Origin of the sequence: Pelagerythrobacter marensis (genome assembly GCF_036700095.1) — a bacterium.
Taxonomy (GTDB): Bacteria; Pseudomonadota; Alphaproteobacteria; order Sphingomonadales; family Sphingomonadaceae; genus Pelagerythrobacter; species Pelagerythrobacter marensis_A.
Genome location: NZ_CP144918.1, coordinates 1,164,184 through 1,190,423, shown reverse-complemented (window position 1 = coordinate 1,190,423; position 26,240 = coordinate 1,164,184). Strand labels below are relative to the sequence as shown.

26 protein-coding genes are annotated in these 26,240 nt (G+C 66.5%); 8 read left to right on the top strand and 18 right to left on the bottom strand.

The annotated features are described in order from the left end of the window. Positions 1-31 precede the first annotated feature (31 nt). Positions 32-556 (bottom strand): protein-export chaperone SecB, encoded by a 525-nt coding sequence (gene secB, locus V5F89_RS05495; RefSeq protein WP_338447237.1) that lies wholly within the window; start codon positions 554-556, stop codon positions 32-34. A 225-nt stretch (positions 557-781) separates the two neighbouring features. Here secB and V5F89_RS05490 point away from each other — a divergent pair, with 225 nt between their 5' ends. The 3 genes from V5F89_RS05490 to V5F89_RS05480 are packed head-to-tail and all read left to right on the top strand — an operon-like array spanning position 782 to position 3,212. After that, on the top strand, positions 782-1,432 hold the full coding sequence (locus V5F89_RS05490) for a Tim44/TimA family putative adaptor protein (RefSeq protein ID WP_338447236.1): 651 nt from the start codon (positions 782-784) through the stop codon (positions 1,430-1,432). A 23-nt stretch (positions 1,433-1,455) separates the two neighbouring features. Beyond that, entirely contained in the window at positions 1,456-2,649 is a 1,194-nt protein-coding gene (locus V5F89_RS05485; RefSeq protein WP_338447235.1) for a murein transglycosylase A, read from the top strand. After that, entirely contained in the window at positions 2,646-3,212 is a 567-nt protein-coding gene (locus tag V5F89_RS05480) for a Smr/MutS family protein (protein WP_338447234.1), read from the top strand. The genes V5F89_RS05485 and V5F89_RS05480 overlap by 4 nt, the downstream gene beginning before the upstream one ends. 97 nt (positions 3,213-3,309) lie before the next feature. Here the strand turns inward: V5F89_RS05480 and ahpF are convergent, their stop codons facing one another. Further along, the gene (gene ahpF, locus V5F89_RS05475) at positions 3,310-4,896 is read right to left on the bottom strand and encodes an alkyl hydroperoxide reductase subunit F (RefSeq protein ID WP_338447525.1); all 1,587 of its coding nucleotides are present in this window, start codon (positions 4,894-4,896) and stop codon (positions 3,310-3,312) included. A 241-nt stretch (positions 4,897-5,137) separates the two neighbouring features. Continuing rightward, positions 5,138-5,704 (bottom strand): alkyl hydroperoxide reductase subunit C, encoded by a 567-nt coding sequence (ahpC, locus tag V5F89_RS05470; RefSeq protein WP_338447233.1) that lies wholly within the window; start codon positions 5,702-5,704, stop codon positions 5,138-5,140. Between the two features lie 270 nt (positions 5,705-5,974). Here ahpC and V5F89_RS05465 point away from each other — a divergent pair, with 270 nt between their 5' ends. Continuing rightward, positions 5,975-6,478 carry a helix-hairpin-helix domain-containing protein gene (locus tag V5F89_RS05465; protein WP_338447232.1) on the top strand — a complete coding sequence of 168 codons (504 nt, stop codon included), beginning with the start codon at positions 5,975-5,977 and terminating at the stop codon, positions 6,476-6,478. 93 nt (positions 6,479-6,571) lie between these two features. On the opposite strand, the gene V5F89_RS05460 is transcribed toward V5F89_RS05465, so the two are convergent. Further along, complete coding sequence (locus tag V5F89_RS05460) at positions 6,572-7,156, bottom strand: sulfite oxidase heme-binding subunit YedZ (protein WP_338447231.1); 585 nt, start codon at positions 7,154-7,156, stop codon at positions 6,572-6,574. Between the two features lie 20 nt (positions 7,157-7,176). Continuing rightward, on the bottom strand, positions 7,177-8,259 hold the full coding sequence (aroC, locus tag V5F89_RS05455) for a chorismate synthase (protein WP_338447230.1): 1,083 nt from the start codon (positions 8,257-8,259) through the stop codon (positions 7,177-7,179). Positions 8,260-8,477: 218 nt separating this feature from the next. On the opposite strand from aroC, the gene ruvA reads away from it, so the two are divergent. Beyond that, entirely contained in the window at positions 8,478-9,080 is a 603-nt protein-coding gene (ruvA, locus tag V5F89_RS05450) for a Holliday junction branch migration protein RuvA (RefSeq protein WP_338447229.1), read from the top strand. Positions 9,081-9,115: 35 nt separating this feature from the next. Here the strand turns inward: ruvA and V5F89_RS05445 are convergent, their stop codons facing one another. Beyond that, entirely contained in the window at positions 9,116-9,496 is a 381-nt protein-coding gene (locus tag V5F89_RS05445; RefSeq protein ID WP_338447524.1) for a GIY-YIG nuclease family protein, read from the bottom strand. 139 nt (positions 9,497-9,635) lie between these two features. Here V5F89_RS05445 and ruvB point away from each other — a divergent pair, with 139 nt between their 5' ends. Then, the gene (gene ruvB, locus V5F89_RS05440; RefSeq protein ID WP_338447228.1) at positions 9,636-10,667 is read left to right on the top strand and encodes a Holliday junction branch migration DNA helicase RuvB; all 1,032 of its coding nucleotides are present in this window, start codon (positions 9,636-9,638) and stop codon (positions 10,665-10,667) included. Between the two features lie 103 nt (positions 10,668-10,770). Here ruvB and V5F89_RS05435 read toward each other — a convergent pair whose 3' ends face one another. From V5F89_RS05435 to V5F89_RS05420, 4 genes are all read right to left on the bottom strand, one after another. Continuing rightward, the gene (locus tag V5F89_RS05435; RefSeq protein ID WP_338447227.1) at positions 10,771-11,010 is read right to left on the bottom strand and encodes a hypothetical protein; all 240 of its coding nucleotides are present in this window, start codon (positions 11,008-11,010) and stop codon (positions 10,771-10,773) included. A gap of 192 nt (positions 11,011-11,202) precedes the next feature. Beyond that, a complete protein-coding gene (locus V5F89_RS05430) occupies positions 11,203-11,832 on the bottom strand; it encodes a hypothetical protein (protein WP_338447226.1) in 630 nt (209 codons plus the stop codon). Positions 11,833-11,995: 163 nt separating this feature from the next. Next, positions 11,996-14,668, bottom strand: a complete 2,673-nt coding sequence (gene acnA / locus V5F89_RS05425) for an aconitate hydratase AcnA (protein WP_338447225.1) — start codon at positions 14,666-14,668, stop codon at positions 11,996-11,998. A gap of 131 nt (positions 14,669-14,799) precedes the next feature. Then, entirely contained in the window at positions 14,800-15,660 is an 861-nt protein-coding gene (locus tag V5F89_RS05420; protein ID WP_338447224.1) for a DMT family transporter, read from the bottom strand. A gap of 170 nt (positions 15,661-15,830) precedes the next feature. Between V5F89_RS05420 and V5F89_RS05415 the strand changes: the two genes are divergently transcribed. Continuing rightward, positions 15,831-17,303, top strand: coding sequence for a L,D-transpeptidase family protein (locus V5F89_RS05415; protein ID WP_338447223.1), 1,473 nt, complete (start codon positions 15,831-15,833; stop codon positions 17,301-17,303). A gap of 5 nt (positions 17,304-17,308) precedes the next feature. On the opposite strand, the gene V5F89_RS05410 is transcribed toward V5F89_RS05415, so the two are convergent. The 4 genes from V5F89_RS05410 to V5F89_RS05395 form a co-directional block, all read right to left on the bottom strand. Continuing rightward, entirely contained in the window at positions 17,309-18,025 is a 717-nt protein-coding gene (locus V5F89_RS05410) for a murein L,D-transpeptidase catalytic domain family protein (protein ID WP_338447222.1), read from the bottom strand. A gap of 111 nt (positions 18,026-18,136) precedes the next feature. Then, a complete protein-coding gene (locus tag V5F89_RS05405; protein ID WP_338447221.1) occupies positions 18,137-18,673 on the bottom strand; it encodes a hypothetical protein in 537 nt (178 codons plus the stop codon). Further along, on the bottom strand, positions 18,673-19,836 hold the full coding sequence (gene ispG / locus V5F89_RS05400; protein ID WP_338447220.1) for a flavodoxin-dependent (E)-4-hydroxy-3-methylbut-2-enyl-diphosphate synthase: 1,164 nt from the start codon (positions 19,834-19,836) through the stop codon (positions 18,673-18,675). The genes V5F89_RS05405 and ispG overlap by 1 nt, the downstream gene beginning before the upstream one ends. 150 nt (positions 19,837-19,986) lie before the next feature. Further along, on the bottom strand, positions 19,987-21,216 hold the full coding sequence (locus tag V5F89_RS05395; protein ID WP_338447219.1) for a mechanosensitive ion channel: 1,230 nt from the start codon (positions 21,214-21,216) through the stop codon (positions 19,987-19,989). Positions 21,217-21,339: 123 nt separating this feature from the next. Between V5F89_RS05395 and V5F89_RS05390 the strand changes: the two genes are divergently transcribed. Beyond that, positions 21,340-22,347, top strand: coding sequence for an isoaspartyl peptidase/L-asparaginase (locus V5F89_RS05390; RefSeq protein ID WP_338447218.1), 1,008 nt, complete (start codon positions 21,340-21,342; stop codon positions 22,345-22,347). 42 nt (positions 22,348-22,389) lie between these two features. Here the strand turns inward: V5F89_RS05390 and bla are convergent, their stop codons facing one another. The 4 genes from bla to yidC are packed head-to-tail and all read right to left on the bottom strand — an operon-like array spanning position 22,390 to position 26,214. Further along, entirely contained in the window at positions 22,390-23,289 is a 900-nt protein-coding gene (gene bla, locus V5F89_RS05385; RefSeq protein WP_338447217.1) for a class A beta-lactamase, read from the bottom strand. Then, a complete protein-coding gene (locus tag V5F89_RS05380; RefSeq protein WP_425334377.1) occupies positions 23,286-23,795 on the bottom strand; it encodes a GNAT family N-acetyltransferase in 510 nt (169 codons plus the stop codon). The genes bla and V5F89_RS05380 overlap by 4 nt, the downstream gene beginning before the upstream one ends. An 8-nt stretch (positions 23,796-23,803) precedes the next feature. Next, positions 23,804-24,445, bottom strand: coding sequence for a ribosome biogenesis GTP-binding protein YihA/YsxC (gene yihA, locus V5F89_RS05375; protein ID WP_338447216.1), 642 nt, complete (start codon positions 24,443-24,445; stop codon positions 23,804-23,806). After that, entirely contained in the window at positions 24,442-26,214 is a 1,773-nt protein-coding gene (gene yidC / locus V5F89_RS05370; RefSeq protein ID WP_338447215.1) for a membrane protein insertase YidC, read from the bottom strand. The genes yihA and yidC overlap by 4 nt, the downstream gene beginning before the upstream one ends. Between the last annotated feature and the right edge of the window lie 26 nt (positions 26,215-26,240).

The following is a 26,240-nucleotide window of genomic DNA, read 5'->3' as shown; positions in this document are numbered from 1 at the left end:
GTCCGCCCGGGCACCGGCCGTGGCCGCCGGCTCAGGCTTCGCCGGCTGGCTGACCGGCGGCGGCCGCTTCTTCCGCCTTCTTGGCCTGGAGCCGCTGGAGATAGAGGCCGTTGAAGTCGATCGGGTCGATCACCAGCGGCTGCTGCCCCGCGTCGCGGCTGGCATCGGCCAGGATCCGGCGGGCAAAGGGGAAAAGCAGGCGCGGCGCCTCTGCATAGAGGAACGCGTGGGCCTGATCCTCGGGCAGGTTGCGCATGCCGACCAGGCCGCAATAGGCGACCTCGACCAGGAAGACATTGCCCTGTTCCGCCTTGGCAGTCGCGTTGATCTTCAGTTCGACCTCGTGCACCTCGCCCTCGATCTGGCGAGCGGCGATATTGAACTGCACGTCCACCTGCGGCGCGTCCTTCCACTGGAACGACGCCGGCGCGTTCGGCACTTCGACCGACATGTCCTTCACATACTGGGTGATGATCCCCGCGGCGGGCTGGTTGTCCGCGCCGTTGGGTGCGGGATCGAGATCGAGGTCGGTAAGCACGTCGCCTTCGTCGGCCATGATGGATACGCTTTCGTCGAAAATGGATACTGCCCCCGCACTCGGGCGGGTCCGGGGGCGCGCCTAGCACCCCGGGCCGGTGCCCGCAACTCGCGCATGGCGCGCACGCCGGGCGGGCGGAGCGGGGGCATCACGCGTTGTTCATTTGTATTTTGACACTATCTAGGGCACGATTGGATCGGGCGCGGCGCCTTGCCGCCCCGTCAGGCAAACGGACAGCAATTAGTGATCTACGAAATCGTCATCCTCGCCATGATCGCGGCCTTCCTGGGCATGCGGCTCTATTCGGTTCTCGGCCGCCGTGCCGAGCACGAGGAAGAACCGATTCCCACCCGATTCGACAAGGGCAAGCAGGATACCGAAACCGCGGCCATCCCCATACGCCGGCAGGCCATTCCGGCACCGCGCACGGGCGGCGCCGTGCCCGCGGTGGATCGCGGCGTGCAGGAAATTGCCGCGGCCGATCGCTCGTTCGACCTGATCGCCTTCCTCGAAGGCGCCAAGGGCGCCTATGCGATGATCCTGGAAGCTTTCTGGAAGGGCGACCGCGAAACGTTGAGGGAACTGTGCGACGACGATGTCTATGCCGGCTTCGACGCCGCGATCGCCGCGCGCGAGGAAGCGGGCGAAACGCTCGACAACCGCCTTATCCGGATCGAGGATACGACGGTCCACAGCGCCCATCTCGAAGGACGCCGGGCGCGTATTGCCGTCCGTTTCGTCGCCGATATCGCCGCGGTGACGCGCGACAGGGACGGCAACGTCGTCGCCGGCTCGCTCGACGATGCGATCGAAAGCCGCGATGTCTGGACGTTCAGCCGGAATGTCGATTCGTCCGATCCCAACTGGCTGCTCGACGAAACCGACGAGGGCTGACACGCCGCTGAGGGGGAACGGGCATGCGCCGCTGGGGATTTCTGGCCGCGCTGGCGGCCCTGCTGACAAGCTGCACCATCGTTCCGCGCGGCGAGGCTCCGCGCCCGGCGGGGCCGGGCGTCGTGCCGCCGAGCGGCGTGGCGAGCGCCGCCTTCGCCGGCGTGGCGGCAGGACCGGACATCGCCGCGCTCCCGATCGCGGAAAGCGACGCCGGCACCGCCCTCGCAGCCTTTCTGGAAAGCTGTCCGCGGCTCCTCGGCCATCCCGACGCAAGCGGGCTCACATACCCGGAAGACTGGCGCCCGGCCTGCGACGCCGCGCGAACCTGGCCCTATAACCGGGGCCGCGAATTCTTCGCGCGCTTTTTCGAAACCGCGCGCGTCGGCGATGGCGCGGCTTTCGCCACCGGCTATTTCGAACCGGAAATCCGCGGCAGCCGCACGCGGCGCCCGGGTTACGAGGTGCCCGTCTACGGCCTGCCGCCCGATCTCGTGCGCGCCTGGCCGAAGGACGTGCCCGAAAGCGAACGGACCGGTCGCCCCCCGCTGGGCCGTTACGACGCGGCGGGCAATTTCGTGCTCTATTACGATCGCGCCCAGATCGAGGCCGGCGCGCTGGCCGGGCGCGGGCTCGAAATCGCCTGGGCCGCCGATCCGGTCGAACTCTTCTTCCTTCAGATCCAGGGATCGGGGCGCGTTGCCTTGCCCGACGGGGGCGTGATGCGGATCGGCTATGCCGGGCAGAACGGCCGCGAATATGTCGGCATCGGCCGGATCATGCGCGAACGCGGGCTGATCGGCGACGGGCCGGGGCAATATCCCGGATCGATGCAGGGCATCATGGCCTATATCCGCGAAAACCCGGAAGAAGGCCGCGCGCTGATGCAGCTCAACAAGTCCTGGGTGTTCTTCCGCGAGCTGACCGGCGACGGGCCGCTGGGCTCGATCGGCGTGCCGGTGCGGCGCGAAAGCTCGGTCGCCGTCGATCCCGCCTTCGTGCCCTATGGCGCACCGGTGTGGCTGGAGGTCGACCGGCCCGAGGCGAACGGCCTGTGGGTGGCGCAGGACACCGGCGGCGCGATCAAGGGGCCGAACCGGTTCGACACGTTCTGGGGCGCGGGCGCGGATGCGCGCACCATCGCCGGCGGCATGAGCGCGCACGGCCGGGCGCTGATCCTGCTGCCCAGGGGAACCGTCGCGCGCCTCAACAGGCGATGAGCGCCCCGCGCGGCCTGAGCGAAGCGGAGAAGGCGGCGTGGCAACGCCTTGCTGCGACAGTGACGCCACTGGCAGGCCGAAAAACCCCTCCCCCTCTGGGGGAGGTGGCAGCGCGCAGCGCTGACGGAGGGGGGAAGCAGAGCGCGCCATCAAGACCCCGCCCAGCCCCCTCCACCGCTCGCGATGCGAGCGGTCCCCCTCCCCCAAAGGGGGAGGATGCGGGGCTCGACTCGCATTGGGAGCGGCGCTTCAGGGCGGGCAGCGTTGCGCCCGATTTCACACTCGATCTGCACGGTCACACGCTCGATGCGGCGCATGCACGGCTGGAGAGCGGGCTATTCCAGGCCAAGGCGATGGGCGCGCGCGTGGTGCTCCTGATCGCCGGCAAACCGCGCCCGGTCGACGCCGCCGACCGCGGCAACCGCCGCGGCGCTATCCGGGCGAAGATCCTCGACTGGCTCGCCGCCGGGCCGCACGGTTCGGATATCGCCGCAATCAGAAAAGCGCACCGCCGCCACGGGGGCGAGGGTGCGCTCTATCTGGTGCTGAAGCGGCGGCGATAATCGCGGGCCCCTGCGAAGGCAGGGGCCTCAGGCCGCTGGCGAAGCGCCAGATTGCACGAGGCCCCAGCCTGCGCTGGGACTCAGGAATATCGTTCCCTCAGGCCGCCTCCGCCACCTCGACCGGCTCGTTGCGGATCAGGTAGTCGAAGGCGCTCAGCGCCGCCTTGGAGCCTTCACCCATGGCGATCACGATCTGCTTGTAGGGCACCGTCGTGCAGTCGCCCGCGGCGAACACGCCGGACAGGTTGGTGGCCGCATCGCCGTCGATCTCGATCTCGCCGAACTTGCTGAGCGCAAGGCCGCTGTCCTTCAGCCATTCGGTGTTGGGCACCAGCCCGATCTGGACGAACACGCCGGCCAGCTCCACCCGATGCTCCGCGCCGCTCGCGCGGTCCTTGTAGACGAGGCCGTTCACACGGCTGCCGTCGCCGGTGATCTCGGTCGTCTGCGCATTGGTGAGCACCTCGACGTTGTCCATGCTGCGCAGCTTGGCCTGCAGCACCTCGTCGGCGCGCAGCTGTGTGTCGAACTCGATCAGGGTGACGTGGTCGACGATCTTGGCGAGATCGATCGCCGCCTCGACGCCCGAGTTGCCGCCGCCGATCACCGCGATGCGCTTGCCCTTGAACAGCGGGCCGTCGCAGTGCGGGCAATAGGCGACGCCCTTGTTGCGGTATTCCGCCTCGCCCGGCACGCCGAGATTGCGCCAGCGCGCCCCGGTCGCGAGGATCAGCGCGCGCGTCTTGAGCGAAGCGCCATTGGCGAACACGACCTCGTGCAGCGCGCCAGGCTCGGTCGCGGGGATCAGCTTCTCCGCCTGCAGGCGGTCCATCAGGTCGATCTCGTATTCGCCGACATGGCTTTCGAGCTGCGCGGCGAGCTTGGGCCCTTCGGTATAAGTCGTGCCGGTCAGGTTCTCGATCCCGAGCGTGTCGTGGAGCTGACCGCCGAAGCGCTCGGCCGCAATCCCGGTGCCGAAGCCCTTGCGCGCGGTGTAGATCGCCGCCGAGGCCCCCGCCGGGCCGCCGCCGACGACGAGCACCTCGAACGGCTCCTTCTCGGCCAGCTTGGCCGCCTGGCGCTCGTCGGCGCCCGTGTCGAGCTTCGCCACCACGTCCTCCAGGCTCATCTTGCCGTTGAAGAACGGCTCGCCATTGAGGAACGTCGCGGGCACCGCCATCACGTCGCGCGCATCGACTTCGTCCTTGAACGTGCCGCCTTCGATCAGCGTGGCGGTCACGCGCGGATTGGTGAGCGCCATCAGCGTCAGCGCCTGCACCACGTCGGGGCAGTTGTGGCAGCTGAGCGAGAAATACATCTCGAAGTTGTAATCGCCCTCGAGCCGCTGGATCGCCTCGATGGTCTCGGGATCGGCCTTGGGCGGGTGGCCGCCGGCCCACAGCAGCGCGAGCACCAGCGAAGTGAATTCGTGGCCCATCGGCAGGCCGGCGAAGCGGACCCACTTTTCGGCATCGGACGCGCGGCGGATGACGAAGCTGGGCCTACGCTCGTCGGTCCCGTCGAACTGCGCCGAAACGTGCTCGTGCAGCTCGGCGATCTCGGTCAGGAGCGTGCGCGTCTCGTCCGACTTGGCATCGTCGCCGAGCGAGGCGACAAGCTCGATCGGCTCGCGCAGGTTGGCGAGGTACTGCTTAAGCTGCTGCTTCATCGCGGTGTCGAGCATGGCGAAACTCCTGATTCGGTAAGTCGTCATTGCAAGCCGCCGAAGGCGGCGCAGCAGTCCACGGAGCGACCCGGCCGACGCGATGCCGGCGAGTTCGGACCATCGATTGCTTCGTCGCTCGCACTCCTCGCAATGACGGGAAGAGGCGGCGTATGAAGGCCCGGGGCGGGAGGGGGGCGGTGCCCCGGGCCTTCCACGTGACCCGGGGCACCGCCCGGGTTCCTGTGTTCGGTGGCTAGGCTTAAAGCTTGCCGACGAGGTCGAGCGAAGGGGCCAGCGTGTCGCTGCCTTCTTCCCACGCGGCCGGGCAGACCTGGCCCGGGTTCTCGCGCACGTACTGCGCCGCCTTGATCTTGCGGGTCAATTCGTTGGCATTGCGGCCCACGCCTTCGCAGGTGATTTCCATGATCTGGATCACGCCATCGGGATCGACCACGAAAGTCGCGCGATCGGCCAGGCCGGCACCTTCGCGCAGCACGCCGAAGTTGTTGGCGAGGATGTGGTTCTGGTCGCCGAGGAAAGCGAACTCGAGCTTGCCGATCTTCTCCGACGTGTCATGCCAGGCCTTGTGGCTGAAATGCGTGTCGGTGCTCACCGCATAGACGTCAACGCCCATCTGCCGGAGCATGGCATACTTCTCGCCGAGGTCTTCCAGCTCGGTCGGGCAGACGAACGTGAAATCCGCCGGGTAGAAGAAGAACACGGCCCACTTGCCCTCGAGGTCCTTCTCCGAGACCTCGAAGAAGTCCTTGCCCTTCTGGAAGGCGGTGGCGGTGAACGGTTTGATCGTGCTTCCGATGATACCCATGTCTGAAGTCCTCTTTTTTCAGGTGTGAAACTCGAAGCCCCAGATAGTGACTGTTGCGATGCACAAAAGCGTTTTTGTGCGATAGCTAACATCGAAATTTTCGATCAACGGGCCGGTCGTTCCGAAAAGTTCGGCAGATGTTTGGTTTCCCGGCTCGCACCTGCCCGGCGGGCAGGCGGCATCTCGGCAAAATTTCTTATTGCAAGGGGTTCGCAACAGCTCCGCGCCTGCTAAAGTGCCCGCCCACACAACCGAAAAGGATTTTTCCGAATGCGCAAGATCGTACTCGCCGCTCTGACCGGCACGGCCATGACCCTCGCGGCCTGTTCGGAAACCGCCGAGGATACGGCCGCACCCGCCGGGGAATCGGCGGCCGAGGTCGAAGATACGGCAGCCGATACCACCGCCGCCGTGATCGATGCCAATACCGCCACCGCCGCGCAGCTGGCCGGCGTCGAAGGCATCTCCCCCGAACTGGCCGAAGCGATCGTTGCCGGGCAGCCCTATGCCGACGTGACCGGCCTGCACGCCAGGTTGCTGGAAAACGTCTCGCAGGAAGAAGCGAGCGCGATCCTCGTCAAGGTCTTCGTCCCGATCGACCTGAACAACGCCAGCGAGGAGGCGATCGCGCTGGTCCCGGGGATGACCGACCGCATGATCCACGAGTTCGAGGAATATCGCCCTTACGAGGACATGGCCGAATTCGACCGCGAGATCGGCAAATACGTCGATGCGGAAGAAGTCGCGCGCTTCCGCAACTACGTCACGCTCTAAGGGTCGTTTTCATCGAGACGGCACCGGCCCGCACTCCCGCTCGAATACCCTGCCGTTGGGTGGCCGGACGGGGGGCTGCGGGCCGGTGCCGCTTCAACCTTGCTGCAAACGACTCTGGCGGCGCTGCAACCAGATTCGCAGCAGTTCGACGGCGGCCAGCACCCCGATGTGGATGTAGGCCGTGGTCGGATCGAAGGCCGCCAGCACCCAGTGGAGGAAGGTCAGGATCGCGGCCGGATAGACCAGCCGGTGCAGCACCTTCCATGACCGCTTGAGCGCGCGCACGGCCAGATCGTTGGATGTCGCCGCCAGCGGAACGAACAGCGCCAGCGCCAGCCACCCTGTCAGCATATCGGGCGAACCCGCCGCCTCGATCACCACGCTTGGCGAAGCCCTGTCCGCGACATAGATGACCGTGTGCCCGACCGCATAGGCGAAGCTTGCCACGCCCAGGTCGCGCCGCCGCCGCATCAGCCAGGCGGTCCAGCGCTGCCGGCGGAACAACAGCCGCACCGGCGTCACCGCCAGCGTCACCATCAGCAGCCACGCCGCCCAGTCGCCGCTGTCGCCGATCGCATGGCCGAAGCCATAGCTTTCGGGCGTCGCCCACCAGCGCCACAGGATCCTAGCGCCCGGCAGCGCCAGTATGGCCCAGAGAAGCGGGCGCCGGTTCGACATTGCGCTGCCCCTCCCCGCGGCTATCCGCACTGCGCGCGATGGAGCAGCTTGTGGTCCGCCAGCACCAGCGCCATCATCGCCGCCACCACGGGCGCGCCGCGTATGCCGACGCAGGGATCGTGGCGCCCCCTGGTGCGCACCTGGGTCGCTTTCGAGATGCCATCGGCATCGGGGCGCGTGATCGAATCGACCGGCGTCAGGATCGAACTGGTCGGCTTGAACGCCACGCGGCACACGACCGGTTGCCCGGTGGAGATGCCGCCGGCGATCCCGCCTGCGTGGTTGGCCGCGAACTCGGGCCCGTCGCGGCCGGGGCGCATGGCGTCGGCATTGTCCTCGCCGCGCAAGGCCGCCGCGGCGAAGCCGTCGCCGATCTCGACACCCTTGACCGCGTTGATCCCCATCATCGCGCCGGCCAGATCGGCGTCGAGCTTGGCATAGACCGGCGCGCCCCAACCCGCGGGAACGCCCGAGGCGACGCATTCGACCACCGCGCCGAGGCTCGACCCGTCCTTGCGCGCCGCGTCCACCAGCGCGGCCCATCGCTCCGCCGCCTGCGGATCGGGGCAGAAGAACGGATTGGCGCCCACCGTCTCCAGGTCCATCGCCGCCCGGTCGATCCGGTCCTCGCCGACCTGCACGACATAGGCATGGATGGTCACTTCGGGGATCGCCAGGCGCGCCACGGCCCCCGCGGCGACCCGCGCCGCCGTCTCGCGCGCGCTCGACCGCCCGCCGCCGCGATAGTCGCGAAAACCGTATTTCGCGTCATAGGCGTAGTCGGCATGGCCGGGGCGATAGGTGTTGGCGATTTCGGAATAGTCTTTCGACCGCTGATCGGTGTTCTCGATCATGAGGGCGATCGGCGTACCGGTGGTGCGGCGTTCGAACGTGCCCGACAGGATCTTCACCCGGTCGGCCTCCTGCCGCTGGGTGGTGAACTTGGATTGTCCGGGCCGCCGCGCGTCGAGGAACGGCTGAATCGCCTGCTCGGTCAGTTCCAGCCCCGGCGGGCAGCCGTCCACCACCGCGCCCAGCGCGGGGCCGTGGCTTTCGCCCCAGGTCGTGAAACGCAGCACGCGTCCGAAGGTGTTCCAGCTCATGCCGATGCCTTCTGTCCGATGGTGCGGGAGCTGTCCACTTTACCTTTGCTGCGGCTGCGCGAAGAACCGTTTTCCTTGCCGGCACCGGCCCGTGCGACGGTCGCGGCGCTCCCCCTTTCGACGTGCAGTGCAACAGGCATATCCCCCGATTGCGCGGATTTGCGGACAAATGCGCCGCAGCGCTGGCCAAACCGCGCGCACTCGGGCAGGAACAAAGCATGATTGCCAAGCTCAAGGGCCTGCTCGACGAAACCGGCGCCGACTGGGCGGTGATCGACGTCGCGGGCGTCGGCTATCTCGTCCACTGTTCGTCGAAGACGCTGTCGGCGCTGGGCGAGACGGGCGAGGCCTGCACCGTCTACACCGACCTGCAGGTGAGCGAGAACGACATGCGCCTGCTCGGCTTTGCCGAGGCGGCGGAGCGCGACTGGTTCCGCCTGTTGACGCAAGTGCAGGGCGTGGGCAGCAAAGTCGCGCTGGCGATCCTCTCCACGCTCTCGCCGGGCGAACTGCAGGCGGCCTGCTCGGGCGGCGACGCGGCAATGGTCGCCCGCGCGCAAGGCGTCGGGCCGAAGCTGGCCGGGCGGATCGTCAACGAGCTGAAGGACAAGGCTGGTGCACTGCCGGGCGGCGGCGTGGCGGGCGCGGTGCCGGCCACCCCCGCCGGCGGTGCCAGCGCAGATGCGGTCTCCGCGCTCGAGAATCTCGGCTTCAAGCCCGCCGTCGCCGCCCGCGCCGTCGCTGCCGCCCAGGGCGAACTGGGCGAAGACGCCAGCGAAAACGACCTGATCCGCGTGGCGCTGAAGAGGGCGGCGGGATAGTGCTTCACTCTCTCCCCCGTCATCCTGAACGCGTTTCACGATCCATTGCGCCCCCCGCGCAAAGCCGGCGGTTCGAAGCCGAGCCCTGCCGCCAGGTCCGCCCAATGCGGGTTGTCCCGCTCGATCAGGTTGATCTTCCACTGCCGGTGCCAGCGTTTGAGCTGCCTCTCGCGCAAGATGGCCCCCTCCATGTCGCCGAACATTTCGTAGCGAACGAGGCGGTGGACCCGGTATCGCTTCGTGAATCCGCCCGTGATTCCTTCGCGGTGTTGACAGAGCCGCTGCATCAGATCGCTGGTGACGCCGATGTAATGGGTGCCGTAGCGACCGCTCGCGAGGACGTAGACGCAGGGGTTGCGCTCGAACGGCATGGGGCGGAGGGTGCCGGGGGATGGATGCTGAAACGAGTTCAGCATGACGGGAAAGGGTCGGGCCTCGACCAGGTTCTCCCTTTCCCTCCCCGTCACCCCGAACTCCACCTCCGTCACTCTGAACTCCCTCCCCGTCACCCTGAACTTGTTTCAGGGTCCATTTAGCGTCTAGCGCTGCACCGGCATGACCGACCCCGCCCCCCTCCACACCCCCGATCGCCAACCCGACGATCCCGACGCCGCGCTGCGTCCGAAGTCGCTCGGCGAGTTCATCGGGCAGGAGGCGGCGCGCGAGAATCTGCGGGTCTTCATCGAAAGCGCGCGGTCGCGCGGGGAGGCGATGGATCACGTGCTGTTCTTCGGCCCGCCCGGCCTCGGCAAGACGACGCTGGCGCAAATCGTCGCGAAAGAGCTGGGTGTCGGCTTTCGCGCCACCAGCGGGCCGGTGATCGCCAAGGCGGGCGATCTGGCAGCTCTTCTGACCAATCTCGAGCCGCACGACGTGCTGTTCATCGACGAGATCCACCGGCTCAATCCGGTGGTCGAGGAAGTGCTCTACCCGGCGATGGAAGACCGCGCGCTCGACCTGATCATCGGCGAAGGACCTTCGGCGCGCAGCGTGCGGATCGACTTGCCGCCGTTCACGCTGGTCGGCGCGACCACGCGGCAGGGGCTGCTGACGACGCCGCTGCGCGACCGCTTCGGCATTCCCGTGCGGCTCAATTTCTACACCCACGAGGAACTGGACCTCGTCGTCACCCGCGGGGCGCGGCTGCTGGGGGTGGAGATCGATCCCGCGGGCGCGCGCGAGATCGCCCGGCGCAGCCGCGGCACACCGCGCGTCGCGGGCAGGCTGCTGCGGCGGGTGCGCGACTTTGCCCATGTCGCGGGCGACGGCGTGGTGACGCGCAAGGTGGCGGACGATGCCCTGACCCGGCTGGAAATCGACCGCCTCGGCCTCGACGCGATGGATCGTCGCTACCTCACCATGATCGCCACGACTTACCGCGGCGGCCCGGTGGGGGTGGAAACGCTCGCCGCCGGCCTCGCCGAACCGCGCGATACGGTGGAGGAAGTGGTCGAACCCTACCTGATCCAGCTGGGGCTGGTGGCGCGCACCGCACGGGGCCGATGCCTCAACGAATCGGGCTGGCGACATCTCGAAATGACGCCGCCCAAGGGCACGCAATCGGGGTTGTTCGAAGAAAACTCTTAACGCGGCGGCAAGGAATTGCGCGGTTTCCGCCCCATCGCGGGACAAGTCCGGCCGAGACCGCGCGCAGGGCCGTTTTTTCGCGACTTTCGGCGGCGCGAGACGGTTAATGCGATTGCCCTGGCACCTCCAATGCGTCTTCCTGAAGGCAGAGAGAACCGGTCGGGACGCCGAACGCGTCGGCCCCGGCCCACCCGAAGACGCAATGAAAGAGCTTGCCCATGTCGGTAAAAATGGCCCTGGCGAAATTGTCCGCGACTGCCGCGGGCGGTGTGCTGCTGGCAGGCGGCGCGGTCCATGTGGCCGAGAAGCCCGTCACCGATACGCCGTCGTACAAGTCGGCCAAGGGAAAGACCGAACCGGTGCGCTACGTCAAGCAGGCACCCAAAAAGATCGCCAAGCGCACGGTGCCCAAGGAAACCAAGCGCAAGCGCCGCATCGTGCGCCGCACGGTCGAATGCGTGCCTGCCGGTGCGATGGCGCCCGGCGCCGTCCCGCCCCCTCCGACCGCCGCCTATGCCGAGGAATGCCCCCCGGTCTACCAAATGGCGATGGCGCCCGTGCCGCTTCCGCCGGCACCGCCCGTGTCGGGCGGGAGCAGCGGCGGGGTGACGGTGATCGGCGGCAGCGGCGGGTTCGGCGGCTTCGGCGGCGGGTTCTTCGGGGGTTTCTTCGGCGGCAGCGGCGGAAGCGGGGGCAGCGTGGTCGTCACCTCGACCTCGTCCGGTGGATCGACGTCGACTTCGGGCGGCTCCACCTCGACCTCCGGCGGTTCGACTTCGACCTCGACCGGGGGCAGTTCCACGTCCACCTCGACCGGCGGCAGCTCGACTTCCACGTCGACCGGCGGCGTCACATCGACGACGTCGACCTCGACCGGCGGTGTGACTTCGACCACCTCGACGTCGACTTCGACGGGCGGTGTGACCTCGACCACGTCGACCTCGGGCAATGTCTCGACCAGCACCTCCAGCTCGGGCAACGTCACCAGCAGCACGAGCAGCTCGACGAGTTCGTCGACCAGTTCGAGCACGAGCAGCTCGACCAGTTCCTCGACTTCCAGCTCGACCTCGAGTTCGAGCAACGGCAGCACCAGCGGCACGCAAGTGCCCGCACCGCCGATGACGATCCTGTTCGGCCTGGCCGCGGCAGCGGTGCTCGGCCGCAAGAAACTGCGCCTCGTCCGGGGCGCCTAGAAGCACGCTCCCACGCTTCGAAACAGGAAAGGGGCGGCCCCGCGAAGGAAGCCGCCCCTTTTCTTTGACGAACCGCCAACGGCCAGGACCGATGTCACCGCGAAAAACCGCGGCCACCGGTCCGGCCGTCCCGGATCAGGCCGCCAGCTTGCGCAGCACGTAGTGGAGAATGCCGCCGTTGCGATAATACTCCATCTCGTTGGCGGTATCGATCCGGCACTTGGCCGAGAAGCTGAAGCTCTCGCCATTCGCGCGGGTCACTTCGACTTCCACATCCTGCCCCGGCTTGAGGTCGGCCAGCCCGCGGATCGAGAAGCTGTCATCGCCCGTCAGCCCCAGCGTCTCGCGCGTGTCGCCGTCCTGGAACTGCAAGGGCAGCACGCCCATGCCGACGAGGTTCGAGCGGTGGATGCGCTCGAAGCTTTCGACGATCACCGCCCGCACGCCGAGCAGGATCGTGCCCTTGGCGGCCCAGTCGCGGCTCGATCCGGTGCCGTATTCCTTGCCGGCGATAACGACCAGCGGCGTGCCGTTCGCCTTGTGCTTCATCGCCGCGTCGTAGATCGGCATCTGCTCGCCCTCGAACGCGGTGTAGCCGCCCTCGACCCCCGGAACCATCTCGTTCCTGATGCGGATATTGGCGAAAGTGCCGCGCATCATCACCTCGTGATTGCCGCGGCGCGAGCCGTAGGAGTTGAAATCCGCCTTCGCGACCTGGTTTTCGAGCAGGTACTTGCCCGCCGGGCTGTCTTCCTTGATCGAACCGGCCGGGCTGATGTGGTCGGTGGTGACGCTGTCGCCCAGGATCGCCAGCGGCTTGGCCTCGACGATATCGGTCACCGGTGCCGGCGTCATGCTCATGTCTTCGAAATAGGGCGGGTTGGCGACGTAAGTGCTGCCCGGGCGCCACTGGTAGGTGTCCGAACCGGTCACGTCGATCGCCTGCCAGTGCTCGTCGCCCTTGTAGACGTCGGCATAGCGCGCTTCGAACATCGCGCGATCGATCGCGCCCGAGCGGATTTCGGCGATCTCGTCGTTCGAAGGCCAAATGTCCTTCAGAAACACGTCGTTGCCTTCCCGGTCCTGGCCGATCGGCGTGTCGATCATGTCCTCGGTCACCGTGCCCTTGAGCGCGTAGGCGACCACCAGCGGCGGCGACGCGAGGAAGTTCGCGCGCACATCGGGGCTGACGCGGCCTTCGAAATTGCGGTTGCCCGAAAGCACGCTGGCGGCGACGATGTCGTTGCCGTTGATCGCCTCGCTGATCGGCGGCGCGAGCGGCCCGGAATTGCCGATGCAGGTCGTGCAGCCATAGCCGACGAGGTCGAAACCGATGGCATCGAGATGCTCCTGCAGGCCGGCTTTCTCGAGGTAATCGGTGACCACCTGCGAACCGGGCGCGAGGCTCGTCTTGACCCACGGCTTGGGCTTCATCCCGCGCTCGTTGGCTTTCTTGGCCACGAGGCCGGCGGCAACCATCACATCGGGGTTGGAGGTGTTGGTGCAGCTGGTGATCGCGGCGATCACGACGTCGCCGTCGCCGATGTCGTGATCCTTGCCTTCGACCTCGACGCGCTCGGGCTCGCTCTTGTCGTAGTGCTCTTCCAGCTCGGAATTGAACAGGTCGTCGACTTCCGGGAGGATAACCTTGTCCTGCGGCCGCTTGGGACCGGCCAGGCTGGGGACGACGGCGCCGATGTCGAGCTCGATCGTGCGGGTGAAGACCGGCTCGTTGTCCGGTTCGAACCACATTCCCTGCTCGCGGCTGTAGGCTTCGACCAGCGCGATCGTCTCGTCGCTGCGGCCGGTCAGGCGCATGTAGTCGAGCGTCTTGCCGTCGATGCCGAAGAAGCCGCAGGTCGCGCCGTATTCGGGCGCCATGTTGGCGATCGTCGCGCGGTCGGCAAGGGTCAGCGTCGAAACGCCGGGGCCGTAGAACTCGACGAAACGGCCGACCACGCCGGCGGCGCGCAGCATCTGCGTGCAGGTGAGCACGAGGTCGGTGGCGGTCACACCCTCGGCCAGCTTGCCGTCGAGGCGGAAACCGACCACTTCGGGAATCAGCATCGAAATGGGCTGGCCGAGCATCGCCGCCTCGGCCTCGATCCCGCCGACGCCCCAGCCGAGCACGCCGAGGCCGTTGACCATCGTCGTGTGGCTGTCGGTGCCGACGCAGGTGTCGGGGTAGGCGACCATCTGGCCGCTCTCGTCCTCGCTCGACCATACGCCGCGGGCGATATGCTCGAGATTCACCTGGTGGCAGATGCCGGTGCCCGGGGGCACGGCGGAGAAGTTGCGGAAGCTCTTCGAACCCCATTTGAGGAAGTCGTAGCGTTCGGCATTGCGCGCATATTCGAAAGCGACGTTCTGCTCGAAGGCCTTGGGGTGGCCGAATTCGTCGACCATGACCGAGTGGTCGATCACCAGATTGACCGGAACCTGCGGGTTGATCTTGGCGGTATCGCCGCCGAGCTTGGCAATCGCGTCGCGCATCGCGGCGAGGTCGACCACGCAGGGCACGCCGGTGAAATCCTGCAACAGCACGCGCGCCGGACGATACTGGATTTCCTGGCCGGTCGCCGGGTTCTTCAGCCAGTCGGCAATCGCGCGAACATGCTCCCGGCCCACGGTGAAGCCGTCGTCTTCGAAACGAAGCATGTTTTCCAGCAGAACCTTGAGCGAGAACGGAAGTCGCGAAACGTCGCCGACGTGTTCGGCCGCCTTGGCCAGGGAATAGTAAGCGTAATCCTTGCCATCGACGGTGAGCGTGGAGCGGGTTTCGAGCGTGTCCTTGCCGACCTGGGTCATGCTGTGCATCATCCTTTCATGGGTCGCGACCGCCGCGCTGCGCCCCGGCGGAGAGTCGCTATGTGCCGCGGCACCTGCGCGTTCGGGCGCGATGCGTCAAGGGGCAGGCGGCAACTACCGCGCCGGACGATTCACAGCGCGCTCTGCTCCGGCCGGCGCCGCGCCGCGATCCAGCAGCCGATCACGATCAGCGCCGCGCCGGCCACCGTGCCGGGGCCGAGACTTTCGCGGAAGAACAGCCATCCGAACAGCGCGGCCCACAGAAACGCGCTGTATTCCACCGGGACGAGGACTTGCGCCTCGGCCCGGGCATAGGCCCAGGCGAGCAGGATCGCCGCGCCGGTCGCCAGCAGGGCGGCCGCGCCGATATCGCGCCAGGCCTCCGCGCCCGGCATCGCGAACAGAAGCGGCGCCAGCGGCAGCAGCGCCAGCCCGACGATGCCGTTCTGGAACGTCGCCACTTCGACCGGACGCGCAACCAGGGCCTGTTCGCGCTGGATCACCAGGTTCCAGGCATAGAGCAGCGTCGAAAATCCCATGGCGGCCAGCCCCAGCGCGGTTTCCCGGTCCAGCGCCTGGCTGCCGAGCTTCCCCCCGACGATGACGACCACCCCGGCCAGCCCCAGCAGCGCGGCAACGATCGCGCGCCGCTCGATCGTCTCGCCCAGCAGAAGGGCGGCGAGATAGAGCGCGATCAGCGGCGCGACGAACGACAGGGCAATCGCGTCGGCCAGGGGCAGGCGCACCAGGGCGTAGAAGAACGACAGCGCCATGAACGCGACGACCACGCCGCGCTTGAGATGGATGCGCAGCACCGCGCGCCGCGGCCAGCGCCCGCCCAGCACAAGCCAGAGCGGCGCGACGAGCGCGAACCCGGCCGCGCTCCGCAGCAACAGTGCGCTATAGGCACCGGTGGCGAGCGACGCCGACTTCATGAACGCATCCATCGCCGCGAACAGCCCGATGCCGACAGCGGTAACGACAATCGGCATGAGGCGATGCTCGAAAAACATGAAGACGGCATAAGCCGCCTCTGCCTGAACGTCATCTAACTACAAACGATTCAGCCTTCAGTCAGACGGCATGCTTGAAGCTTGTCATTCAATGGGGCAAAATCTTGCAAGACCAACCGGATGCGCGCGCCCTAGGGTTGAGAAGGTATATGACCATCACACGCAAATCGAGTTTTCTTGCTGCCGCTTCGCTGGCGCTGATCATTCCCGGAATGGCCGCAGCGCAGCAGCGCACGCCGGACAACCTTCTCCCTGAATCGCAGCTGATCGGGGAATATCCGGTCGATCCCGACGACGATGCGGTGGCAAGCGCGCCTTCCGAAAACCCGCCCGCCGAAAGCCCGGCTGTCGAAAGTTCGCAGGAGGCCGGCGAGCCCGTACCCACGATCGCGCGCGAGGTCGTCCAGCAGTTCACCCCCGAGGTTCAGCCCTGGAGCGTGACCAATGCCGAACGGCTGGTTGCAGTGATCGAGGGGATCGGGGCCGAAGGTCTGGACCCGGCGGATTACGACCTTTCCGCATTGCGCAATGCCATCCTGGCCGGGCCGGGCGAGCAGCTCGACCGGGTGGCCAGCCGCGCCTTCGCCTGGCTGGTGGAGGATATGCGCGACGGCCGCACGCCGATGGACTCGCGGCGCCAGTGGTTCGTGGTCGATCCCGATCCCGACCGCTACCGCACCGGCGACGTGATGGCCGAGGCGCTGGCGAGCGGCGATATCGCCGGTGCGCTGCAGTCCGTCGCCCCGCTGCATCCCGATTACGCCCGTCTGCGCGAGGAACTGGCCGCGACGCCGGCCGATGCCACAGCGCGTCGCAAGCTGATCCGCGCCAACATGGACCGCTGGCGCTGGCTCGCCCGCGACCTGGGCAGCCAGTACCTGATCACCAACGTGCCCGAATATCAGCTGCGCCTGACGGTCAACGACAAGATCATGCGCACGTACAAGACGATCGTCGGCAAGCCGGGACGCACGGCGACCCCGCAGCTCGCCGAAACGGTCGAAGGGGTGATTTTCAACCCCAACTGGACCGTGCCGCAATCGATCGTGAAAGGCGAAGGCCTCGGCGCGCGCGTTCTCGGCAATCCCGCCTGGGCGCGCGCCAACGGCTACAAGGGCTGGCGGAACAAGGAAACGGGCATGATCACGGTCGTGCAGCAACCCGGCCCCGGCAATTCGCTGGGGCTGATGAAGCTCGACATGCCCAACCCCCACGCGATCTTCCTGCACGACACGCCTTCGCGCCATCTGTTCAACAACGCCAATCGCGCGCTGAGCCACGGCTGCATCCGCACCGAACGGGCGAGCGAGCTGGCGATCACTCTCGCGATCCTGGCGAAGAACCCGGAGACGGACGAGGAACGCAAGGCGGCCGCGCAGGAAGCGGTCGAGATCCTGAAATCGGGCGAATACACGCGCGTTCCGTTCGAAAGCCGGATGCCGGTCTATATCACCTATTTCACGATGGGGACCGACATCGACGGCAAGCTGCGCACGTTCAAGGACATCTACGACCGCGATGCCCCCGTGCTGGCCGCGCTGGACGCGCCGCGCGAACAACATCGTGCTCGCCGCACCAGCGAGGAAGCGGTCGAAATCATCGACGACATGAAAACGACCTGAGCGCTTCAGTAAACGCCCGGGTTCAGCACGTCGTCGCCGCGCGGCGGATCGGGCATCAGCGGCCTGATCTCGCCCATTTCCTGCTGCGGGCGGACGATCGTCGAGCCGTCGGGCGCCAGGCCCAGCCGGTCGGCGAACAGGACCCGCCCGCCGCCGAGCTGGAGCAGCGCGCGCTTGAAATCGGCATCACCCATGGCGAAGCAGCCGTTGGAGCGGCCAAGCCGGCCCCAGCGCGCGATATGCTCCGGCTCCGCATAGTCCGCGCGGTGCATCACGATCGCGCGGTCGAGCGCGTTCGAATTGTCCGCCTCCAGCCCTTCCAGCCGGATCGATGTGCCGAAACGGCCGGTGTACCAGCCGTAGGTCATATAGGCGCCGCGGCTGGTGCAGAGCGATTCGGGCACGTTGGAGAACCAGTTGAGCCACCCGTCGTGCTCGGGATCGGAACCACTGCCATGGGTGACCAGGTACGAATCGACCCGCCCGGCTTCGAGGTTCACGAAGTGAAACCGTGGCTCGGCGCTGTGCAGCCCGAAATCGGCAATGCCGACGATATCGGTGCGCCAGAGCATCGATCCGGCTTTCTGCTGCTCGCGTTTGGCGATCTCGACCAGGATCGCGTCGCGCGGCGTACCCATGCGCACCTGCGCGGGCAGGCGGGCGGGCAAGGCCAGCGTTGCGCCGAGAGCGAGAGTCCCTTTGATAATGCCGCGTCTGTCCATGCGCACACCTTAGCATAACAGGCGGTAACGGGAGCGTGAACGGGGCACGGAGTATTGGCGTGCGGTTCTCCGGAGCCAATCGCAGCGTATATCGTGAACCAAGGCAGGAATTCAGGAAATGTCGTGCAGGCGTGAATGCTTCACCATAGAATCGATCAAGATCGGAAGTTTATCAAAAATGATGCCTTCTAGTTCATTCGCCTCTTCATCCTCTTTTCCTGATTTTTCTATATTTCCACGCTTGAATTCTCTCTCAGCCCTAAGCCTCTTAAAGCGCAGCCGATAAGAAGCGAGGGCCACCTCCCTCAATCCTTCGACAACATCCTCTCTGAATATTAATTCAATCTCCTGAATAATAGAGAAAAGCTTGGCTCTGTCCTCATTAGGCAGCTCGCCTTCGGAGGTTATAGTCAGGTAGATCTCGCGGAGTTTCTGCACGCAGTTGGCGCGTCGCTCCATCAACCGGAGCTTTAAATCATTGGCACGAAGCTGGCGATCACTCTCTGCCTGCTCACGCTGAACCTCGATCTGGCGTTCAGTAATTTCCGCCTGTCTCAAACCAATGCAGGTGGCACCTATGACAGCCGCGAAGCCCGTCGCAAAAACAGCTACAGCATCCCAGGAAAGTGGGAGCAGTTCAAACTCCACTATTTCGCGACTTCTGCTTGTTTCACCGCCGCAGGCATTTCGTCGGCCTGCCCGGCGTCGCTCATGTCCGCTTCGATCTCGGCGGCCTTCTTCTCGACCAGGTCGACGATATGGTCGAGCATGTCGGCGTCGGAGACGTGGTGGTCGGTCACCCCGGAGAGATAGACCATGTGCTTGCCCTTGCCGCCGCCGGTGATCCCGATGTCGGTCTCGCGCGCCTCGCCCGGGCCGTTGACGACGCAGCCGAGGACCGAGAGCGACAGCGGCGTCTTGATATGCTGCAAGCGCTCCTCGAGCGCCTGGACGGTGCGGATCACGTCGAACCCCTGGCGCGCGCAGGAGGGGCAGGAGACCACGCGCACGCCGCGGGTCCTGAGGCCGAGCGCCTTGAGAATCTCGAACCCCACGCGCACTTCGTCTTCCGGTTCGGCCGAGAGCGAGACGCGGATCGTGTCGCCGATCCCGGCCCACAGCAGATTGCCGATGCCGATGCTCGATTTCACCGTCCCGCCGATCAGGCCGCCGGCTTCGGTAATGCCGAGGTGCAGCGGGCAGTCGACCGCTTCGGCGAGGCCCATGTAGGCGCTGACCGCGAGGAACACGTCGCTCGCCTTCACTGCCACTTTGTATTCGTGAAAATCGTGATCCTGCAGCAGCTTGATATGGTCGAGCGCGCTTTCGACCAGCGCTTCGGGGCACGGCTCGCCGTATTTCTCGAGCAGGTCCTTCTCGAGGCTGCCGGCGTTGACGCCGATGCGGATCGCGCAGCCGTTGGCCTTGGCCGCGCGGATCACTTCGGCGACGCGCGCGTCGCTGCCGATATTGCCGGGGTTGATCCGCAGGCAGGCCGCGCCCGCGTCAGCCGCTTCGAGCGCGCGCTTGTAGTGGAAATGGATGTCGGCGACGACCGGGATGTTCGCCGCCCGCACGATCGCGGGCATCGCGGCGGTCGCTTCCTCGGTCGGGCAGGAAACGCGGATGATGTCCGCCCCCGCGTCCTCGCACCGGCGGATCTGGTCGATCGTCGCCGCGGCGTCCTCGGTCGGGGTGTTGGTCATCGTCTGCACCGTGATCGGCGCATCGCCGCCCACGGGCACGTTGCCGACCATGATCCGGCGGCTCTTGCGACGCTCGATCGCGCGCCAGGGGCGAATTGCAGACATGGCCGCCATATACGCACGCAGGGATGACGGGGCAATGACCCCTGCCGCACGAGCGGGCCTGCCCCTGCGAGAAAGGGCGCGGACCCTGCCGGACCCGCGCCCCTTTCTGTCCGGGGGCGCAGACCGCGCGCCCCCCTCGATCCGCGTTGCTTACGCGCCGGGCGGCAGCGGATCGTTCCCGGTTTCGCCGCGTGGCGGGTTCGAAGCCGACGACGACGATGCCTCCGCGTCCCATTCCTCCAGCTTGCGTGCGGCCCAGTTGCGCCCGCCGAGACCGAAGGCGAGAGCCGCGGCCACCGCGCCGCCGATCACCATCGCACTGAAGAAGATACGGACGATTTCGTCGCCCACCTGCATGAAGCTCAGCCCCATGAAAGTGAAGACGAAGATCGTGGCCCACTTGATGATCGTGCCGGCGAGATTCGTCTCGCCCGCGCCGGAAATCATCCGCACCAGAAGCCGCGCGATGAGGAACCCGACAAGGATCACCACGGCACCGAAGACGACCCGACCCCCGAGTTCGAGCACCTGGTCGAGAATGGCGGTCAGTTCGGGGAACCCGAGCAGGCGCGTTGCGGCAATCGCGAAGAACAGGACGATCGCGATCTGCGCCACGCGTGCGATCAGATCGGTGGCGGTCGTGTTGTCGGGAAGCAGCTCGGTCGCGCCCAGCGCGCGGTCGACGCCCAGCCCGACCAGCACGTCCTTGATCAGCGGTACGAGGAACCGGCCGATCAGATAACCGATCCCAAGCAGCAAGGCCGCGCCGATGATCCGCGGGATCGCATCGAAGATGAGCTGCAGCATATTGCTTGCCGGAGCCGACACGCTCTGGAGATCGAGCGCATCGAGCGCGAGAATTGCGGCAAAAATCACGATCAGAGCATAAAGAATGGTCCCGATCGTCCGGCTGATCGCACTGTTCCCGGTAACCGTGTCGATCCCGCCGCGATTGGCCCATTTGTCGAAGTCGATCGTCTGCAGCGTGGTGACGACCAGATCGCGCACGATCCGGGCGATCATCAGGCCGATGAAGAAGATCAGCGCCGCGCCGACGAGACGCGGGATGAAGGCCATGACGCTGTCGAGCAAAGTGTTGAGCGGCCCGACGGCATTGCCGAGGCCGAGAACGCTGAGGAGAATTAGCAGGCCGAACAGCCAGATCAGCAGGCTGACGATCTTGCCGAGGGATTCGCCCAGGCTCGTCCCGTTGCCGGTACTGCGGCGAAAGATCGCGACATTGTCGACCAGTTTGGCAAAGGCCCATTTGGCGGCGCGCGCCACTGCCCAGGTGACGACCAGGATGACAATGGCCCAGATCGCCTTTTCCGCGATATGTAAAGCCAGTTCCTGGTCAAAGCGGTAGTTGCCGAATTGCATTGGCTATCTCCCTGCTGTGAGATCAAGACTTTAGCACTTTGTCGAGCCGCGCGAAACCTGCGCACGAATGGCAGTGGACAACACGTGCTTGCGTTCGGCGCGCCGGGCACTAGCGTGCCGTTCATGATCAAACCATTGGCCGCGCTTGTCGCGATACTTGCCCTGTTCCCGGCAACACTTGCCGCCCAGCCCGCTGCGGAAGAAGCGGAGCCGCCTCGCTGGTCGCTCGCGATCCATGGCGGTGCGGGCACGCTGAAGCGGGAGAATATGACTCCCGAACGCGAGCAGGCCTATCGCAGCGCATTGCAGGCGGCGCTCGACGCGGGGGCGCGCGTTCTTGCCGATGGCGGCGATGCGCTGGACGCGGTGGAGGCCGCGATCGTCCTGCTGGAGGACAATCCGCTGTTCAACGCCGGACGCGGCTCGGTCTTCACCTGGGAGGGGACCAATGAAATGGACGCCTCGATCATGGACGGGCGGACGCGCGCCGCAGGCGCGGTGGCCGGGGTGACCACGGTGCGCCATCCGATCCACCTCGCCCGCGCGGTGATGGACGACGGGCGCCATGTCTTCCTGTCGGGCGCCGGCGCCGAACAGTTTGCGACGGCCAAGCGGCTGGAACGGATGCCGGCCGAATGGTTCGCAACTCCGCATCGCCGGCAGCAGCTGGACGATATGAAGGCGAGGGAAGTTTCCGCGCTCGACGTCGAATACAAGTTCGGCACTGTGGGCGCGGTGGCGCGCGACCAGAAGGGGCATCTCGCTGCCGGAACCTCCACCGGGGGCATGACGGGCAAGCGCTGGGGACGGATCGGCGATGCCCCGGTGATCGGCGCCGGAACCTGGGCCGACGACCGCTCTTGCGCGGTGTCCGCCACCGGATGGGGCGAATTCTTCATCCGCGCCGGCGTTGCCCAGGCGATCTGCGACCGCGTGCTGCTGGCCGGCGAAGGCGTTCAGCAGGCGTCGGACACGGTCATTGCCGAAGTCGCGGCAATGGGCGGCGACGGCGGTGTGATCGTGATGTCGAAGGATGGCGAGGCGGTGTTCAGCTTCAATTCCGCCGGCATGTACCGCGGACGCGCGAACAGCAGCGGCGCCAGCGAGGTGGCGATCTTCGCACAGGAATAGACGCGCCCGGGGCGGGGCCGAAGAAGCGTCGGGATCGCCCGCTCAGCCTTCGGTCGCGTACCTTGCAATGATCCGGCCGACTTCCGCCAGCGCGCCTTCGGCCCGCGGGTCGACGCTCGTATGCTGGCGCGCCGCGCGAAAGTATGCCGCGAAGGTCAGCGGCGCGCGGCCCGCGGGCTCGACATAGCCGACATCGACATAGACGCTGCCCATGCCCGGCCAGAACGACGTGCCCGTCTTGTCCCCCGCAGGCCACTCGGGCGGCAATCCGGCGCGCACGCGGCGCATTCCGGTGCGGGTTTCCGCCATCCAGGTCTTCAGCGTCGCGCGCGCGGCATCGCCCAGCGCGTCGCCGTAGATCAGGCGGTTCAGCGTATGCACCGCTGCCGCGGGGGTGGTCGTATCCCGGATTTCCCCTGGCGGGACATTGTTGAGTTCGGGCTCCGTCCGGTCGAGCCGGCTTGTCTCGTCCCCGATCTCACGCCAGAAGGCGGTCAGCCGCTCGGGACCGCCGAGACGACGCAGGAGTACGTTGGCCGCGGTGTTGTCGCTCAGCGTCTGCGTCGCTTCCGCCAGTTCGCGCAGCGTCGCGCCCCGATCCAGCCGTTCCTTCGCAAATGGCGCGTAGTCGAGAAGTTCGCTCGCCTCCCAGGCAATGTGCTCGTCCGCGTCGAGGGCGCCGGTCTCGTCCAGATGGAGCACCAATGCCGCGAGCGAGAGCTTGAACGAGGAAAGCTGCGGGAAACGGGCATAATCGTTGTGGCCCCAGACCCGGCCGGTGCCGGTATCGAGAACGGCCACGCCCAATGTCCCATTGGCCGATTCCTCGGCAATGTTGAGCAAGGCGGCGAAGCGGCCGTCGCGCGCGCGCTCCACCGGCACGCAAGCGCTCGCCGCCAGCGCGATACCGCCCGCCAGCGCGGTCCGTCTGTCGAGGATCACAACCATTTCTCCATGCAGAGGCTGAATTCGTCGGACACGTAATCGCCGAAAGCTGGACACTCGGTGAATCCGTGCTTGGCATAAAGACGAACGGCAGGCTGAAACGCCGCCGGCCGGCCGGTTTCCAGGCCGACCCAGCGATACCCGCGCGCCTGCGCTTCGGCCAGCAGGTGCAGCAGGATCGCCTGCCCCGCCCCCTTTCCGCGATAGGCGGGCGCGGCGCGCATCGACTTGAGTTCGCCGCGGTCCGGCGCCAGTTCCTTCAACGCGCCGACCGCGGCCAGGACAGGTCCGTCGCGCACGACGAAGAACGTGACATCGGGCGCACGCAGACGCTCGGCCGGCAGAGCGTGGACCTTGCATGCCGGAGACCAGCGATGCATCTCGTCGAGATGGAGCTGGAGCAGCGCGAGCACTTCGGCATCGTCCAGCGGGTCCTGCGCGATCGTATAGACCATGGTCGTCTTCTGCTCCGCAGCGGCCCGGCCGGCAAGGGCCGCCGGCACCCTTTTCGCTATACCCGCGCGTCTTCCAGCACCGCGGCGCGCAATTGTGCAATCCCCATGCCCTTTTCGGCGCTGGTGACATGGAGAACCGGGTGCGCGGCGGGGTGCTTGCGCGCCTCCGTCGCCGTCGCTTCGGTCACTTTTGCAAGCTCGCTGGCCTTGATCTTGTCCGCCTTGGTCAGAACGAGGCGATAGCCGACGGCCGTTTCGTCGAGCATGGTCATCATCTCGCGGTCGACATCCTTGAGGCCGTGGCGCGAATCGACGAGCACCAGCGTGCGGTGGAGCACCTGACGCCCCTTGAGATAGGTCCGCACGAGCTGGCGCCAACGCTCGACCACTTTCACCGGCGCCTTGGCAAAGCCGTATCCGGGCATGTCGACCAGCCGGAACAGGGTCGGATCGCCAACCTCGAAGAAGTTCAGTTCCTGCGTGCGGCCCGGGGTGACCGATGTGCGCGCGATCGCGCGGCGCCCGGTCAGCGCATTGAGCAGCGAGCTTTTGCCCACGTTGCTGCGCCCGCAGAAGGCGATCTCGGGCACTGTCGGTTCGGGGAGGAACCTGAGCTGCGGCGCCGAGAGAAGGAACTCGACCCGGCCGGAGAAAAGCCTGGCGGCGCGCTGCTCCGGCTCGGTGCCTTCCGGCGTCACGCCTTGCCCTTCTTCGTGTCGGTATTCGCGCTCTGGCTCCGCTCCGCCTTCTCCTTCTCCGCCTGGGCCCGGAGCTGGGGATTCTTCGAATAGAGATAGCTTTGCTGCGCCAGCGTCAGCACGTTGTTGGTGATCCAGTAAAGCAGCAGGCCGGCGGCGAACGGCGCCATGACGAACATCAGCACCCAGGGCATGATGTTGAAAATCTGCTGCTGCATCGGGTCCATCGTCGACGGATTGAGCTTGAACGTCAGCCACATCGTCACGCCCAGCAGCACCGCCAGCGGGCCGATCGCGATCAGTCCCGGCACTTCGAACGGCAGGAGGCCGAACAGGTTCAGGATATGCGCCGGATCGGGCGCGGAAAGGTCGTCGATCCACAGCGCGAAGGGTTTGTGACGCATCTCGATCGAGAGCATCAGCACCTTGTACAGCCCGAAGAAGATCGGAATCTGCAGCAGCAGGGGGAGGCACCCGGCGAGCGGATTGACGCCCTCTTCCTTGTACAGCGCCATGATCTTCTGCTGTTGTTGCTGGCGATCGTCCTTGTAGCGTTCCTGGATCGCCTTCATCTTCGGCTGGACTGCCTTCATCGCGGCCATCGAGGCGAACTGCTTCTGCGCGATGGGGAACATCAGCAGGCGCACCACCACCGTCAGCAGGATGATCGCCACGCCGAAATTGCCCGCCAGATCGTAAAGCTGCTTGAGCAACCAAAGGATCGGTTTCTCGATCACCCCGAACCAGCCCCAGTCGATGGCATTGCCGAACCCGGGAATACCCGCTTCCTCGTAATCGTTCAGGACCGCGCTGTCCTTGGCGCCCACGAACAGGCGCGTGGTGCGCGAAACCTGGCGCCCGGGGGCCACGCTGACCGGCTGATAGACGAGCGACGCGCGATAGTGCTCATCGCCCAGGGCGCGGAATTCGGCGGCGGCATCGCTGCCCGCTTCGGGAACGATGGCGGAAAGCCAGTAGATGTCGGTAAAGCCGATCCAGCCTGCGCGCCCGTCGGGCGATTGCGCCCCCTCTTCGTCCAGATCGTCGTAGTCGGGGCCGAACTGCACGCCGTCGCCGAAATAGCCGATCGGGCCGGAATGCAGGATCCACTGGCTGGCGCTGGCGGTCCGGCTGGTCCGGTTGAGCAGCGCGAACGGCCGCACGATCACTGCGCCGTTCCCGGTATTGGCGACCGTCTGTTCGGCGGTGATCAGATAGTTCTCGTCGACCGTCAGGCGGACGGTGAATAGCTGCCCTTCGCCATTGTCCCACCGCATCGTGACCGGGCTGCCCGGCGCAAGCGGGCCGCCATCGACTTGCCAGACGGTCTCGGCATCGGGGGCGCGCAGCCCCTCGCCCACCCAGCCGAACTGCGCGAAATGCTGGGCCGGGGTGCCTTGCGGCGAGAACAGCCGCACCGGCCCGCTCTCGTCCTCCACCGATTCGCGGTGATTCTTGAGCGTGACATCGTCGATCCGCGCCCCGACCGGATTGATCGACCCGGCGATGGCCGGCGCGTCGATCGCCGCGCGGTCGGGAACCGCAAGCGCGGTTTCGAGATCGGCTTTCTCCTGCGCGATTTCGACAGGATCGGTCAGCCCGCCTTCGCGCGTGTGCTGCGCCTCCACCGCTTCGGCCGGGGTATCGATCCTGCCTTCGGTCACCGCACGATCGGTCTGCGGATAGAGCCAGCCCATGGCGGTATCCCAACCGAGGATCAACAGACCGCTCAGCAGGACGGCGAGCAGGAGATTGCGCTGGTTATGCAAGACGTTCGATCCCGTGTTTATCGCAA

Bases quoted from the DNA above. Each gene is read 5' to 3' on its own strand.
- V5F89_RS05415 (WP_338447223.1), top strand. From the start codon at position 15,831: ATGACCATCACACGCAAATCGAGTTTTCTTGCTGCCGCTTCGCTGGCG.
- V5F89_RS05420 (WP_338447224.1), bottom strand. From the start codon at position 15,660: ATGCCGATTGTCGTTACCGCTGTCGGCATCGGGCTGTTCGCGGCGATG.
- V5F89_RS05485 (WP_338447235.1), top strand. From the start codon at position 1,456: ATGCGCCGCTGGGGATTTCTGGCCGCGCTGGCGGCCCTGCTGACAAGC.
- V5F89_RS05445 (WP_338447524.1), bottom strand. From the start codon at position 9,496: ATGCTGAACTCGTTTCAGCATCCATCCCCCGGCACCCTCCGCCCCATG.
- V5F89_RS05460 (WP_338447231.1), bottom strand. From the start codon at position 7,156: ATGTCGAACCGGCGCCCGCTTCTCTGGGCCATACTGGCGCTGCCGGGC.
- V5F89_RS05395 (WP_338447219.1), bottom strand. From the start codon at position 21,216: ATGCAATTCGGCAACTACCGCTTTGACCAGGAACTGGCTTTACATATC.
- secB (WP_338447237.1), bottom strand. From the start codon at position 556: ATGGCCGACGAAGGCGACGTGCTTACCGACCTCGATCTCGATCCCGCA.
- ruvB (WP_338447228.1), top strand. From the start codon at position 9,636: ATGACCGACCCCGCCCCCCTCCACACCCCCGATCGCCAACCCGACGAT.
- V5F89_RS05410 (WP_338447222.1), bottom strand. From the start codon at position 18,025: ATGGACAGACGCGGCATTATCAAAGGGACTCTCGCTCTCGGCGCAACG.
- ahpC (WP_338447233.1), bottom strand. From the start codon at position 5,704: ATGGGTATCATCGGAAGCACGATCAAACCGTTCACCGCCACCGCCTTC.
- ruvA (WP_338447229.1), top strand. From the start codon at position 8,478: ATGATTGCCAAGCTCAAGGGCCTGCTCGACGAAACCGGCGCCGACTGG.
- V5F89_RS05480 (WP_338447234.1), top strand. From the start codon at position 2,646: ATGAGCGCCCCGCGCGGCCTGAGCGAAGCGGAGAAGGCGGCGTGGCAA.
- V5F89_RS05390 (WP_338447218.1), top strand. From the start codon at position 21,340: ATGATCAAACCATTGGCCGCGCTTGTCGCGATACTTGCCCTGTTCCCG.
- V5F89_RS05465 (WP_338447232.1), top strand. From the start codon at position 5,975: ATGCGCAAGATCGTACTCGCCGCTCTGACCGGCACGGCCATGACCCTC.
- acnA (WP_338447225.1), bottom strand. From the start codon at position 14,668: ATGACCCAGGTCGGCAAGGACACGCTCGAAACCCGCTCCACGCTCACC.
- aroC (WP_338447230.1), bottom strand. From the start codon at position 8,259: ATGAGCTGGAACACCTTCGGACGCGTGCTGCGTTTCACGACCTGGGGC.
- ahpF (WP_338447525.1), bottom strand. From the start codon at position 4,896: ATGCTCGACACCGCGATGAAGCAGCAGCTTAAGCAGTACCTCGCCAAC.
- ispG (WP_338447220.1), bottom strand. From the start codon at position 19,836: ATGTCTGCAATTCGCCCCTGGCGCGCGATCGAGCGTCGCAAGAGCCGC.